Raw genomic sequence first — 14,137 nt, forward strand, 5'->3', positions numbered from 1 at the left:
AATGCCGATTCTAGCCAATCATGGCGCTGGCCAGGAGAAAATCACCGGGAAGCGGGTAGCGTCCGAGGCGGTCATGGGGTGGGCCACCAGGAACCCCTGCACATACTCGCAACCATTGGCCTTGAGCCAGGCTGCCTGGGCCGGAGTCTCCACACCCTCGGCAATGACCGTGATGCCGTAGTCGGCGCACAAGCTGATGACACTGCGCACCAAGGCGGTATCCACTGCCGTATCAGGCAAGCGTGCCACCAGGTGGCGATCCAGCTTCAGGGTATCGATCGGCAGGTCCCGCAGCATGCGCAGTGAACAGTCGCCGGCGCCAAAGTCATCCAGCGCCACCCGTACGCCCAGCTCGCGCAGGCGATGGATCTGTTTCACCGCCGCATCGATGTTGTACATCAGCGAGGTCTCTGCAACCTCGACCTCCAGTTGCGCCGGGTCCAACTGGTAAAACTGGACCACCCGCTGCAGTTCTTCGACCAGCCCGGGCATGACGAACTGCGCACGGCTCAGGCTGATGCCCAACACCAGGTCTGCGGGAAAGTGCTGGTACCAGGCATGGCGTTGGGCCGCGCCCTGGCGGTAGATCCAGCTGGCCAGCCGGTTGATCAGCCGGGCTTCCTCGAGCAGAGGAATGAACAGGCCTGGCGGCACATCGCCGACGCTCGGGTGCTGCCAGCGCAACAAGGCCTCGAAGCCCCGCAGGTGGCCATCGATGAAGCTGACCTGCGGCTGGTACACCAGGGTGAAGTCCTGTTGCTCGATGGCGGTGCGCACGCTGTCTTCGAGCATCAGCCGCGAACGCGCCCGCCCGTTGAGTTCCTGGTCGTAAAAGCGGTACTGCTGGCGCCCGGCCTGCTTGGCGGCATACATCGCCGCATCGGCTGCGCGCAGCAGGCCTTCGACATTGGCACCGCATTCCGGATAGGTGGCAATACCAATGCTCACCCCAAGGCACACATCCAGGCCGTCCACTTCATGGCGGATGGACACCCGCTCCAGCAGCCGCTCGGCATAACGCCCAGCCTGCTCCGGGTAAGGCAGGCTGTCGAACAGCGCGGTGAATTCATCGCCGCCCATGCGCGCCAGCAAGGCCTCGCTGCCCAGGCAGTCCTTGAGTTGCTCGGCGACCCAGCGCAGCACCCGGTCACCGGCGTCATGGCCAAGGGTGTCGTTGATGCGCTTGAAGCCGTCCAGGTCCATGTACATCAGCGCCTGGGCCTTGTCCGAGCGCTCGTTGCGCAACAGAGCGCCCTCGGCCGCCTGGTAGAAACCGCGGCGGTTCAGCAGGCCGGTCAGCGGGTCGGTAACGGCCTGGTACTCCAGTTGCTGGTGCAGGTTGCGCACTGCCGACATGTCCAGCACGGTCACCACCATGGCCTGCTGGTCGGCTGGCAACGGCGCGCACGACAATGCCACCGGAACAAGCTCGCCGGCCAGCGTGCGCAGTTGCGCGTCGTGCACGCGGTAGATTTCTTGCCCCAGGTAAGCGCGGTAGAACTCCGATTCAAGCCATGGGCAGGCAGCGGGAAGCTGCACCAGGTCGAGCAGTTGGGCGCCCTGAATGTGCTGCACGGGGGCCGCCAGCAAGCGGGAAATGGCCGGGTTGGCAAAGCTGATCACGCCCTGTGCGTCCACCACCAGAATGCCTTCGGCGGCGTTCTCCAGAATTGACCCATTGAACGCCCTGGCGGCTTCCAGCTCCCGGGTCAGGCGCTGTAGCATGCGCCGGTTGCGCTGCTGGTCGAGCAAGGCCTGGACCTTGGGCTTGAGAACCTTGGGGTCGAACGGTTTGAACATGTAGTCCACGGCGCCGCTGGCGTAGCCTTTGAGCACGGCCGCTTCGGACTGTTCGTTGGCGGTCAGGAAAATGATGGGTGTCAGCCGCGTACGTTGGCTGCCGCGCATCAGCCGGGCAACTTCAAAGCCGTCCATCTCCGGCATTTGCACGTCCAGCAGGACCAGGTCGACATCATGTTCCAGCAAGGTGCTGAGGGCTTCCATCCCCGAACCGGCTGTCAACACCTGCCAATCTTGCCGGGCCAGCAAAGCCCGCATGCTGATGAGGTTTTCGGGGTAATCGTCTACCACCAGAAGAACCGAACTGCCATCCAGTGGCTGAGGGTAAGCGCCATCCATGCTGCTTCTCTTGTATGTCCAACTACGACTTGCTATTGGCTCCGAGCTTAACTCTAGCCGTGGCTACGAAAGACGCAATGCAAGGCATGGCAATAAGCCATGGACGAAGAAATTAGTCGACTAACGGTAGCTGTGCAATATGACTGTGAGCCTGATGCCGGGGGCCGCCAAACCGCTCCCAAGGCCTGAATGCCAAGCAAAAAAAACCCGCATTTCTGCGGGTCTTTCTATAACGCTCAACGGTTCGATCAGTTGACCTTGGCCGCCAGCTCGCCTTTGGCATAGCGCTGGAACATGCCTTCCAGGGAGATCGGCTTGATCTTCGAGGCATTGCCTGCAGTGCCAAACGCTTCGTAACGGGCGATGCACACATCACGCATGGCCTTCACGGTTTCAGCGAAGAACTTGCGAGGGTCGAACTCGCTCGGGTGCATGGCCATGTGGCGGCGCATGGCACCGGTGGAAGCCAGGCGCAGGTCGGTGTCGATGTTGACCTTGCGCACGCCGTACTTGATGCCTTCAACGATTTCTTCAACCGGTACGCCGTAGGTTTCCTTGATCTCGCCACCGTACTGGTTGATGATCGCCAACCACTCCTGCGGTACCGACGAGGAGCCGTGCATCACCAGGTGGGTATTGGGGATGCGCTTGTGGATTTCCTTGATACGCTCGATGGCCAGGATGTCACCGGTTGGCGGCTTGGTGAACTTGTAGGCACCGTGGCTGGTACCAATGGCGATGGCCAATGCATCGACCTGGGTCTTCTTGACGAAATCAGCGGCTTCTTCCGGGTCGGTCAGCATCTGGCTGTGGTCCAGAACACCTTCGGCACCGATACCGTCTTCTTCACCGGCCATGCCGGTTTCCAGCGAACCCAGGCAGCCCAGCTCGCCTTCTACCGAAACGCCACAGGCGTGCGCCATGGCCACGGTCTGCTGGGTGACACGCACGTTGTATTCGTAGTCGGTCGGGGTCTTGCCGTCTTCGCCCAGCGAGCCGTCCATCATGACCGAGCTGAAGCCCAGCTGGATCGAGCGCTGGCAGACATCAGGGCTGGTGCCATGGTCCTGGTGCATGCACACCGGAATGTGCGGGAATTCTTCGATGGCAGCCAGGATCAGGTGGCGCAGGAACGGGGCGCCGGCGTATTTACGGGCGCCGGCCGAGGCCTGCACGATCACGGGGGAGTCGGTCTTGTCGGCCGCTTCCATGATGGCGCGCATCTGCTCGAGGTTGTTGACGTTGAAAGCTGGTACGCCGTAACCGAACTCGGCGGCGTGGTCCAGCATCTGGCGCATGCTAATGAGTGCCATTGTGTATCTCTCTCCCGACAAGCGTCGTATGTTTCGTGCAAGCCTGCCGCAGGGGCGGTTGCTGTTCAAGTAGTGTGGGCCGCCATTGCGGCCCGGCCAGTCACGGTGCCTTGCAGCCCCGCCCAATCAGATCGTTGGTTGCCACCCAGTACACCAGGCCTTCTTCGCCCTTGGTGTGGAAGGCCAGCATGCCATCGCTGTACAGCGCGCCCGAGGCACCTGGTTCGGCCTTGAGCCGGTAAACCTGGTCACCACCGCCCAGGCGCACATCGACCTGGTCACGCTGGGCATCGGCGAAGCGCCACAGCACCTCGGCCTGGGTGTCGCAGACCCAGCGGGTCCAGTTGTCTGCCGGGGCGGGTTGCGCCGGCTGCAGCAATGAGCAGCCTGCCAGTGTCGCCAGGACCGTCACGGCCAAAAGCGCTTTCATTCAGTTTCCTCGATTTGGGGCTGCTTTGCAGCCCTTCGCGGGCTTGCCCGCTCCCACAGGTCAAGCGCGGTACCTGTGGGAGCGGGCAAGCCCGCGAAGGGCGCACGGCGGCTCCTTTCCAAGACCACAAATCAGCCTTCAGGTTGCCTGTTACCCGATCAAGGGCAACCCGGCGCCTTGCGCTGGTGGTCTTCGTCGTACTTTTCCAGGCCTTCCGGGCCCACACGCTTGCTGATCACCGGCACGGTCTCGGCCTGCCACTCGGACTGGTAGCAGCCGCCCTTGGGCGGCTGCGCCGGGTCGTCAGGCGAAGCCGGGCTGCCGGAGCATGCGCTCAGCAGACCCGCCAGCAGCATCACAGGCAATTGCTTGACCATCAGGCCACTCCCTTTGCCAGGCGCCGAAGTCATCAGGCCTTGGCCCGCTCTTCCAGGATTGCCACGGCTGGCAGGACCTTGCCCTCGACGAACTCGAGGAACGCGCCGCCACCGGTAGAAATGTAGGAGATTTCCTTGCTAACGCCATATTTGTCGATGGCCGCCAGGGTGTCACCGCCACCGGCGATGGAGAACGCGTCGCTGTCGGCGATGGCCTTGGCCAGCACCTGGGTACCCTTGCCGAACTGGTCGAACTCGAACACGCCGACCGGGCCGTTCCACAGGATGGTCTTCGACGACTTCAGCAACTCGGCGAACTGGGCTGCGGTTTGCGGGCCGATGTCCAGGATCATGTCGTCGGCAGCAACATCCGCGATGGCCTTGACGGTGGCTTCGGCATCTTCGGCGAACGCCTTTGCGACCACCACGTCAACCGGCAGCGGCACATTGACCTTGGCAGCGATGGCCTTGGCCGTGTCGACCAGGTCCGGCTCGTACAGCGACTTGCCGACAGGGTGGCCGGCAGCGGCCAGGAAGGTATTGGCAATGCCACCACCGACGATCAGCTGGTCGCAGACCGCGCTCAGGCTGTTCAGCACGTCCAGCTTGGTGGAAACCTTGGAGCCGGCGACGATGGCCGCCATCGGCTTGGCCGGCGCCTTCAGGGCTTTGCCCAGGGCATCCAGCTCGGCAGCCAGCAGGGGGCCTGCAGCTGCAACCTTGGCGAACTTGGCCACACCGTGGGTCGAGCCCTCGGCGCGGTGCGCGGTGCCGAACGCGTCCATGACAAACACGTCGCACAGCGCAGCGTACTGCTGGGCCAGCTCGTCGGCGTTCTTCTTCTCGCCCTTGTTGAAGCGCACGTTCTCGAACAGCACCAGCTCACCGGCCTGCACCGCGACGCCGCCCAGGTAGTCGGCAACCAGCGGCACCTCGCGGCCCAGGGCCTTGCTCAGATACTCGGCAACCGGCTTGAGGCTGTTTTCGGCAGAGAACTCGCCTTCGGTCGGGCGGCCCAGGTGCGAGCAGACCATTACCGCCGCGCCCTTCTCCAGGGCCAGCTTGATGGTCGGCAGCGCTGCCAGGATGCGCGCGTCGCTGGTTACCACACCGTCCTTCACAGGCACGTTGAGGTCTTCGCGGATCAGTACGCGCTTACCTTGCAGGTCGAGGTCGGTCATCTTCAACACGGTCATGAATGCAGTCCTTCAGGGCTGTTTATTGCGGGTTGGGTGAACGACGTGCAGATAGTGTTCGGCAACGTCGAGCATACGGTTGGCGAACCCCCATTCGTTATCGAACCAGGCCAGCAGGTTGACCAGGCGGGGCCCGGCAACACGCGTCTGGCTGGCATCGACGATCGCCGAATGCGGGTCATGGTTGAAATCACAGCTGGCATGCGGCAGCTCGGTGTAGGCCAGCAAGCCTTTCAGCGGGCCGTCCAGCGCGGCCTCGCGCAGCACCCGGTTGACCTCGGCGGCACTGGTGTCGCGGGCGGTCTGCAGGGTGATGTCCAGGCAAGACACGTTGACGGTCGGCACGCGTACCGCTTTGGCCTGGATTCGCCCGGCAAGTTCCGGAAGCAGGCGCTCGATACCGCGCGCCAGACCAGTGGACACCGGTATCACCGACTGGAAGGCCGAACGGGTGCGGCGCAAGTCTTCGTGGTGATAGGCGTCGATCACCGGCTGGTCGTTCATCGCCGAGTGGATGGTGGTGATCTGCACGTACTCGATGCCGAACGCCTGGTCCAGCACACGCAACAGGGGCACGCCGCAGTTGGTGGTGCAGGAGGCATTGGAAACCAGCCGCTCCTGGCCGGTCAGGCAAGCCTGGTTGATGCCATAGACCACAGTGGCATCGACATCGGCCTCGCTGGCCATGGGCTGGGAGAACAGCACGCGCGGGGCACCGGCATCGAGGAAACGCTGGCCGTCGGCGCGGGTGTTGTAGGCACCGGAGCACTCCAGCACCAGATCGATACCCAGGGCAGCCCAATCGATGCCTTCGGGGGTGGCGCTGCGCATGACTTTCACGCAGTCGCCATTGATATGCAGACAGTCGCCGTCGACCTTCACCTGGCCAGGGAAGCGGCCATGGGTGGAGTCGAAGCGAGTCAGGTACTCCAGGCTGGCCTGGTCGGCCAGGTCATTCAGCGCAACGATCTCGAAACCGGCCTTTGCCCCCCGCTCGAACAGCGCGCGCAGGACACAGCGGCCGATACGGCCATAACCGTTGAGTGCAACTTTGTAGGGACGCAGGTGGGGCATTCGTTGGCTCGCTAACGCATGATGGCGGTTGGGGCCGCGTGGCGGCCCATCGCGACGCAAGGCCGCTCCCACAGGGTGCGGCATGCGCAGTACCCTGTAGGAGCGGCCTTGTGTCGCGATGGAGGGCAGAGCCCTCCCCTTGCACGACCTGGAGGGCGTCACTGCCCTCCCGGGTTACATCAGTCTTCCAGCAGCTCTTCGGCAGTACCGAGGATGTTCTCCAGGGTGAAGCCGAACTCCTCGAACAGGGCCGAAGCCGGCGCCGACTCACCGTAGGTGGTCATGCCGATCACGCGGCCTTCCAGGCCGACGTACTTGTACCAGAAGTCGGCGTGGGCGGCTTCGATGGCGATGCGCGCGCCCACTTCCAGCGGCAGCACGGACTGCTTGTAGGCAGCATCCTGGGCATCGAACACGCTGGTGCACGGCATGGAAACCACGCGCACCTTGCGGCCCTGCTCGGTCAGCTTGTCGAAGGCCTGAACCGCCAGGCCCACTTCCGAACCGGTGGCGATCAGGATCAGCTCAGGCTCGCCTGCACAGTCCTTGAGCACATAGCCACCACGGCTGATGTCGGCAATCTGCTGCGCGCTGCGCGCCTGGTGCTGCAGGTTCTGGCGCGAGAAGATCAGCGCCGAAGGGCCGTCCTTGCGCTCCAGGGCGTTTTTCCAGGACACAGCGGATTCAACGGCGTCAGCCGGGCGCCAGGTGTCCAGGTTCGGCGTGCTGCGCAGGCTGGTCAGCTGCTCGATCGGCTGGTGGGTAGGGCCGTCTTCGCCCAGGCCGATGGAGTCGTGGGTATACACATGGATCACACGCTGCTTCATCAGCGCCGACATGCGCACGGCGTTGCGGGCGTATTCCATGAACATCAGGAAGGTCGCGCCGTAAGGCACCAGGCCGCCGTGCAGGGCAACACCGTTCATGATGGCGGTCATGCCGAACTCGCGTACGCCATAGAACACGTAGTTGCCGCTGGCGTCATTGGCTTCGACGCCCTTGCAGCCCTTCCACAGGGTCAGGTTGGAGCCGGCCAGGTCGGCCGAACCGCCGAGGAACTCGGGCAGCAGCGGGCCGAAGGCGTTCAGGGCGTTCTGGCTGGCCTTGCGGCTGGCGATGGTTTCACCCTTGGCAGCCACTTCTTCGATGTAGGCCTGGGCCTTGGCACTGAAGTCGGCCGGCAGTTCGCCGCGGGTACGGCGCTTGAACTCGGCAGCCAGCTCCGGGTAAGCCTTGGCGTAGGCGTCGAAGCGCTGGTTCCACTCGGCTTCGACCTGGGCACCGGCAGCCTTGGCATCCCACTCGGCATAGATGTCGGCCGGGATTTCGAACGGGCCGTAGTTCCAGTTCAGGGCCTGGCGGGTCAGGGCGATTTCGTCGTTGCCCAGCGGTGCGCCGTGGCAGTCTTCCTTGCCCTGCTTGTTCGGCGAACCGAAACCAATGGTGGTCTTGCAGCAGATCAGGGTCGGGCGATCGCTCTTGCGGGCGGTATCGATGGCGGTCTTGATCTCGTCGGCGTCATGGCCGTCGACATTGCGGATCACCTGCCAGTTGTAGGCTTCGAAGCGCGCCGGGGTGTTGTCGGTGAACCAGCCGTGCACTTCGCCGTCGATGGAGATGCCGTTGTCGTCGTAGAAGGCGACCAGCTTGTTCAGGCCCAGGGTGCCGGCCAGCGAGGCGACTTCGTGGGAGATGCCTTCCATCATGCAGCCGTCGCCCAGGAACACATAAGTGTTGTGGTCGACGATGGTGTGGCCGTCACGGTTGAACTGGGCAGCCAGCACTTTTTCTGCCAGGGCGAAGCCCACGGCGTTGGCGATACCCTGGCCGAGCGGGCCGGTGGTGGTCTCCACGCCCGGGGTGTAGCCGTATTCCGGGTGGCCCGGGGTGCGGCTGTGCAACTGACGGAAGGCCTTGAGGTCGTCGATCGACAGGTCGTAGCCGGTCAGGTGCAGCAGCGAGTAGATCAGCATCGAGCCGTGGCCATTGGACAGCACGAAGCGGTCGCGGTCGGCGAAGTGCGGGTTGCTCGGGTTGTGTTTCAGGTAGTCACGCCACAGTACTTCGGCGATATCCGCCATGCCCATGGGGGCACCTGGGTGGCCGCTATTAGCCTTTTGCACGGCATCCATGCTGAGGGCGCGAATGGCGTTGGCACGTTCACGACGGCTGGGCATCGCTGGTCTCCTGGGGGGCTTGTAGAGGTGGTGTCACGAAAAAGACGACCATTTTCGCCCACTGGGGGGCTTGGGGCAAACATTTAAGCGCCAAGCGGCCAGCTTTAAGCTTCAAGAAAGAAGCAGGGGCCGAGCCGGACTGCTCTGGAGCCTGTAGCGTGCAGTTTGAAGGCTGCAACTCATCGCCAATATCAAAACTTTTTGATATTGGCCTTGCTAGGGCACCAATGCCTGACTAGACTGCCCGCCCATGAACCTCCGTGTGCAATCGATCCCCGAGCAATGCGAAACATTGGCCGCCCTGTGCAAGGCCAGTGGCGACGCCTTGCGCCTGAACGTGCTGAGAGCCCTGGCCAACGACTCGTTCGGTGTACTGGAGCTGGCCCAGATCTTCGGCATCGGGCAGTCGGGCATGAGCCACCACCTCAAGGTGCTGGCCCAGGCAGAGCTGGTCGCCACCCGCCGTGAAGGCAATGCCATCTTCTACCGCCGCGCCCTGCCCGACAGCCTCCGCCTGGGTGGCCGGCTGCACGCGGCGCTGCTGGAAGAGGTGGATGCCCTGGCCCTGCCGGCCGATGTGCAGGCGCGCATCGCGCAGGTCCAGCAACGCCGCGCGGTCACCAGCCAGGACTTCTTCCTGCGCGTGGAAGAAAAGTTCCGCGCCCAGCAAGACCTGATCGCCGGCCTGCCGCAGTACCGCGAGAGCCTGCTGGCGCTGCTCGACAAGCTGCATTTCGACCCGGCGGCCAGTGCTCTGGAAGTCGGCCCCGGCGACGGTGGTTTTCTGCCCGACCTGGCCCGGCGCTTTGCCCACGTCACTGCGCTGGACAACAGCGCGACCATGCTCGAACTGGCGCGCCAGGTGTGCCAGCGCGAGGGGCTCGACAATGTGACCCTGCAGTTGGCCGATGCACTGGGTGCCACGGATGTGGCCGCCGACTGCGTTGTGCTGAACATGGTACTGCACCATTTCAGCGACCCGGCCCTGGCCTTGCGCCAGCTGGCCAAACGGGTGAAGGCAGGCGGCAGCCTGCTGGTCACCGAGTTGTGCAGCCATGACCAGGGGTGGGCCCGCGAAGCCTGCGGCGACCTGTGGCTTGGCTTTGAACAGGACGACCTGGCCCGCTGGGCCAACGCGGCCGGGCTGGCCCATGCGGACAGCCTGTACGTGGGCTTGCGCAACGGCTTCCAGATCCAGGTCCGGCACTTCCAGCGCACGGCTGGCGACATACACCATCGGTAAATTTCAGGAACCTTCGAGATGAGCGAATACTCCCTTTTCACCTCCGAGTCCGTGTCCGAAGGGCATCCGGACAAGATCGCCGACCAGATTTCGGACGCAGTCCTCGATGCCATCATCGCCCAGGACAAATACGCCCGCGTAGCGTGTGAAACACTGGTCAAGACCGGTGTCGCCATCATCGCCGGTGAGGTCACCACCTCGGCCTGGGTCGACCTGGAAGACCTGGTGCGCAAAGTCATCATCGATATCGGCTACAACAGCTCCGACGTCGGCTTCGACGGCGCCACCTGCGCCGTGATGAACATCATCGGCAAGCAGTCGGTAGACATCGCCCAGGGCGTCGACCGCTCCAAGCCGGAAGACCAGGGCGCCGGCGACCAGGGCCTGATGTTCGGTTATGCCAGCAACGAAACCGAAGTGCTGATGCCGGCGCCTATCTGCTTCTCGCACCGCCTGGTCGAGCGCCAGGCCGAAGCACGCAAGTCCGGCCTGCTGCCATGGCTGCGCCCGGATGCCAAGTCGCAGGTCACCTGCCGCTATGAAAACGGCAAGGTCGTAGGCATCGACGCAGTGGTACTGTCGACCCAGCACAACCCTGAGGTTTCGCAGAAAGACCTGCAAGAAGCGGTGATGGAGCTGATCGTCAAGCACACCCTGCCTGCCGAACTGCTGCACAAAGGTACCCAGTACCACATCAACCCGACCGGCAACTTCATCATCGGTGGCCCGGTGGGCGACTGCGGCCTGACCGGCCGCAAGATCATCGTCGACTCCTACGGCGGCATGGCGCGTCACGGTGGTGGTGCGTTCTCAGGCAAGGACCCGTCCAAGGTCGACCGCTCCGCCGCCTACGCCGGCCGCTACGTGGCCAAGAACATCGTCGCCGCCGGCCTGGCCGAGCGTTGCGAGATCCAGGTGTCGTACGCCATTGGCGTGGCCCTGCCGACCTCCATCTCGATCAACACCTTCGGTACCGGCAAGGTCTCCGACGAGAAGATCATCCAGCTGGTGCGCGAGTGCTTCGACCTGCGCCCGTACGCGATCACCACCATGCTCGACCTGCTGCACCCGATGTACCAGGAAACCGCTGCCTACGGCCACTTCGGCCGTACCCCGCAGCAGAAGACTGTCGGCGACGACACCTTCACCACCTTCACCTGGGAGCGTACCGACCGCGCCCAGTCGCTGCGTGACGCTGCTGGCCTGTAAGTTTTCCTGCAGCGCCGGACGAAAGCCCCTGCCGAGCGATCGGCAGGGGCTTTTTCATGACATATCGACTCACAATCGCTTACCGGCAATGCCTGCCAGCTTGCCTACGCTGAGGGGCCAACCCGCCATGCAAGGATGCAGGCCATGCCGTTCATGCTGTTCATCACCCTGCTGGGGGTGCTCGCCGCGCCACTGGCGCACGCCAGTTCATGCCCCGGCTGGAACCCCCAGCAAGTCGCCAGCGAGGTTGCCCAACTGCGGAAAACCCTTGGCAGCTGGGACGACCACTACCATCGCCAAGGCATTGCCTTGGTACCTGATGAGCTTTATGACCAGAGCCGCCAACGCCTCGCGCAGTTGCAGCAGTGCTTCGGCCTGGCCGGTGGCCCTGCGCCCCTGGCCAACGCGGGCGGCCCGGTACCCCACCCCATTCCCCACACGGGCATCGACAAGCTGCACGACCGCCACGCCGTGCAGCGCTGGCTGGCCGGCAAGGCCGATGTCTGGGTCCAGCCCAAGGTCGATGGCGTGGCGGTGTCGCTCATTTACCGAGAGGGCCGCCTGGTGCAGCTGATCAGCCGGGGCAACGGCGCCCAAGGGCACGACTGGAGCCGCCACATCCCCCAGCTGGGTAGTATCACCCGCCAGCTGCCGCAGGCCATGGACCTGCAGTTGCAGGGTGAGCTGTACCTGCGCTTGAACGCGCATGTTCAGGCCCAGGCGGGCGGCGCCAAGGCGCGCGATACCGTGGCCGGGTTACTCGCCCGCAAGCGCCTGAGCAGCGAACAAGGCGAGGCGGTGGGCCTGTTCGTCTGGGACTGGCCGCAAGGCCCCGAGCAACAGGCCGAACGCCTCGCGCAGCTGGCACAGCTGGGCTTTGCCGACAGCCAGCGCTACAGCGTTGCCATCAATACGCTGGATGAGGCGGCCCAATGGCGTGAACGCTGGTACCACGCTGCCCTGCCCTTCGCCAGCGATGGTGTGGTGCTGCGCCAGGGTAGCCGGCCACCCGCTGAACGGTGGCAGGCCAAGGCACCGTACTGGCTCGCCGCCTGGAAGTACCCGTACATGCAAGCATTGGCCGAGGTTCGCGACGTGCGCTTTCGGGTCGGTCGTACCGGGCGGGTCACGCCCGTGCTGCACCTGCTGCCGGTAACCCTCGACAACCGACGGGTCACGCAAGTGAGCATGGGTTCGCTGGCGCGCTGGCACAGCCTGGACGTTCGCCCTGGGGACCAGGTGGCGGTGAGCCTGGCCGGGCTGACCATTCCGCGCCTGGAGCAGGTGGTACACCGCGCTGTCGAGCGGGTGCCGGTAGCGGCACCGGCAGCCGGCCAGTATCACGCCCACAGTTGCTGGCAGGCCAGCGTGGGCTGTGAAGAACAGTTCATTGCCCGCCTGGCGTGGCTGAGCGGCAAGCACGGCCTGGCCCTGCCGCGCACCGGGCCGGGCACCTGGCGCCGGCTGGTCGCAGCCGGGCTGGCAACCTCGCTCACTGACTGGCTGCAACTGGATGCCACACGCCTGAGCGAGGTTGCAGGAATCAGTGAGCGAACGGCAGCCCAGTTGCGCAGCAGTTTCGACGATGCTCGCACCCGGTCGCTTGACCAGTGGCTGCGGGGGCTGGGCGCTCCCCTACCCAATGGCATGCAGATTACTGGCGACTGGCAAGCACTGGCGGCCCGCACGGCTGACACTTGGCAGGCACTACCCGGCATTGGCGAAAAGCGCGCACGACAACTGGTGGATTTTTTTGCAGCCGCCGAGGTTCGAGCCATAGCAACGCAGCTGGGCGAGCACGGTGTCGAAGGCTTTGAGCGCCCTAAGCAATGATTTTTTACCAATTAGCCTGTAGGAAATTCCTGAGATTCAAGCGGAAATACCCGGCAAGGGTTTCTAAAAGGACAAAACCAAGGCAGGATTTCACCCTAATTTTTTGCTGCCCCGCCCCGTCCAGGAGGCTTTTCATGAAACGTATTTCCACCCTTTTCCTGCTCGCGACCATTGCGGCGGCCGCAGGCACCGCCCAGGCTGCCCAGCCGGATGCCGGCCTGACTGGCTGCGCCGCCAAGCGCAGCGCCATCGAGAACCAGCTGAAGATTGCCCGTGACCACGGCAACAGCGACCAGGTCGCAGGCCTGGAAGCAGCGCTGCGCGGGGTCGACAACTGCACCGACGCAAGCCTGCGCAAGGAACGCGAGCAAAAGGTGCTCGACGCCCGTCATGAAGTGGCGCAGCGCGAAAAAGACCTGAAGAAGGCCGAGAAAAAGGGCGACGCCGAGAAGATCAACAAGCGCAAGGACAAACTCGCCGAGTCGCGCAAAGAGCTGCAGGAAGCAGTAGACGATCTCGACCGCTGAGGTATCTGACTTGCAAGTGCGGTCTTTGTGGGAGCCTCAGGTTTGTGCAAACAGCACAGCCCTTAATGATTGCGGAACTCGCTATGGCAGGCCTTGCAGGCCGCCTCGACCTTGTCCATCGGCGCTTTCAGTTGCGCAGGGTCCAGCGGCTGCGTGCGGGTCACATCGACCAGTTCGCCGGTCACGCCTTCCAGCTGCCGGGCCAGCTCATGGAAGCGCGCCTGGCGCTCCCACACTGCGGCACGGGCACTGCTGTCACCGCCATCGCGTACCTGCGGGAAGTGCTGCCACGGCTGGTGCGAAAGGTTGTCCAGTTGCAGTGCACCGCCGGCAAACTTCACCCCGTCGAACGGCAACCGGCCACGCAACATGCCGCCCAGGTCTTCGCTGGTCTTGAGCATGTCCTTGAAGATGACCTTGCGCTTGCCCAGCGGCGAGTTGGGGTCAACCCGCTCGCAACCACTCAAGGCTGCACCCAAGGCCACTGCTGCCAGCACTACAACGGTCAATCGCTTCAACATGACGCTCACTTCGGCCTGCGAAAAGGGGCGGTCAGTATCGCTGCCCCGCAGCCAAACACCAATAGCCACATAAAAAACAGGGGCGAATCTTCATGTTC

Annotated in this window: 12 protein-coding genes; 4 read left to right on the top strand and 8 right to left on the bottom strand. The window is 63.9% G+C overall.

Translation table 11 applies throughout. The features are described 5' to 3' along the window. Positions 1-18 precede the first annotated feature (18 nt). The 7 genes from K4A76_RS21505 to tkt form a co-directional block, all read right to left on the bottom strand. Positions 19-2,139, bottom strand: coding sequence for a putative bifunctional diguanylate cyclase/phosphodiesterase (locus K4A76_RS21505; RefSeq protein WP_182389482.1), 2,121 nt, complete (start codon positions 2,137-2,139; stop codon positions 19-21). A 248-nt stretch (positions 2,140-2,387) separates the two neighbouring features. Beyond that, complete coding sequence (fba, locus tag K4A76_RS21510) at positions 2,388-3,452, bottom strand: class II fructose-bisphosphate aldolase (RefSeq protein ID WP_009681373.1); 1,065 nt, start codon at positions 3,450-3,452, stop codon at positions 2,388-2,390. 100 nt (positions 3,453-3,552) lie between these two features. Next, positions 3,553-3,882 (bottom strand): MliC family protein, encoded by a 330-nt coding sequence (locus K4A76_RS21515; RefSeq protein WP_009681374.1) that lies wholly within the window; start codon positions 3,880-3,882, stop codon positions 3,553-3,555. Positions 3,883-4,040: 158 nt separating this feature from the next. Continuing rightward, positions 4,041-4,292 carry a hypothetical protein gene (locus tag K4A76_RS21520; protein ID WP_047149951.1) on the bottom strand — a complete coding sequence of 84 codons (252 nt, stop codon included), beginning with the start codon at positions 4,290-4,292 and terminating at the stop codon, positions 4,041-4,043. Further along, positions 4,292-5,455, bottom strand: coding sequence for a phosphoglycerate kinase (locus K4A76_RS21525; RefSeq protein WP_009681377.1), 1,164 nt, complete (start codon positions 5,453-5,455; stop codon positions 4,292-4,294). The genes K4A76_RS21520 and K4A76_RS21525 overlap by 1 nt, the downstream gene beginning before the upstream one ends. A 12-nt stretch (positions 5,456-5,467) precedes the next feature. Then, positions 5,468-6,529 carry an erythrose-4-phosphate dehydrogenase gene (epd, locus tag K4A76_RS21530; protein WP_144189438.1) on the bottom strand — a complete coding sequence of 354 codons (1,062 nt, stop codon included), beginning with the start codon at positions 6,527-6,529 and terminating at the stop codon, positions 5,468-5,470. A gap of 179 nt (positions 6,530-6,708) precedes the next feature. Continuing rightward, entirely contained in the window at positions 6,709-8,706 is a 1,998-nt protein-coding gene (gene tkt, locus K4A76_RS21535) for a transketolase (RefSeq protein ID WP_132476302.1), read from the bottom strand. 250 nt (positions 8,707-8,956) lie between these two features. Here tkt and K4A76_RS21540 point away from each other — a divergent pair, with 250 nt between their 5' ends. From K4A76_RS21540 to K4A76_RS21555, 4 genes are all read left to right on the top strand, one after another. Continuing rightward, on the top strand, positions 8,957-9,949 hold the full coding sequence (locus tag K4A76_RS21540) for an ArsR/SmtB family transcription factor (RefSeq protein ID WP_009681380.1): 993 nt from the start codon (positions 8,957-8,959) through the stop codon (positions 9,947-9,949). A gap of 18 nt (positions 9,950-9,967) precedes the next feature. After that, a complete protein-coding gene (gene metK / locus K4A76_RS21545; RefSeq protein ID WP_274411111.1) occupies positions 9,968-11,158 on the top strand; it encodes a methionine adenosyltransferase in 1,191 nt (396 codons plus the stop codon). Between the two features lie 144 nt (positions 11,159-11,302). Beyond that, positions 11,303-12,991, top strand: a complete 1,689-nt coding sequence (ligB, locus tag K4A76_RS21550) for an NAD-dependent DNA ligase LigB (protein WP_274411112.1) — start codon at positions 11,303-11,305, stop codon at positions 12,989-12,991. Positions 12,992-13,125: 134 nt separating this feature from the next. Then, positions 13,126-13,518 carry a DUF1090 domain-containing protein gene (locus K4A76_RS21555; protein WP_009681384.1) on the top strand — a complete coding sequence of 131 codons (393 nt, stop codon included), beginning with the start codon at positions 13,126-13,128 and terminating at the stop codon, positions 13,516-13,518. Positions 13,519-13,580: 62 nt separating this feature from the next. Here the strand turns inward: K4A76_RS21555 and K4A76_RS21560 are convergent, their stop codons facing one another. Continuing rightward, entirely contained in the window at positions 13,581-14,039 is a 459-nt protein-coding gene (locus K4A76_RS21560) for a c-type cytochrome (RefSeq protein ID WP_054912856.1), read from the bottom strand. Positions 14,040-14,137: the final 98 nt, after the last annotated feature.

Origin of the sequence: Pseudomonas sp. NEEL19 (genome assembly GCF_028751975.1) — a bacterium.
Taxonomy (GTDB): domain Bacteria; phylum Pseudomonadota; class Gammaproteobacteria; order Pseudomonadales; family Pseudomonadaceae; genus Aquipseudomonas; species Aquipseudomonas juntendi.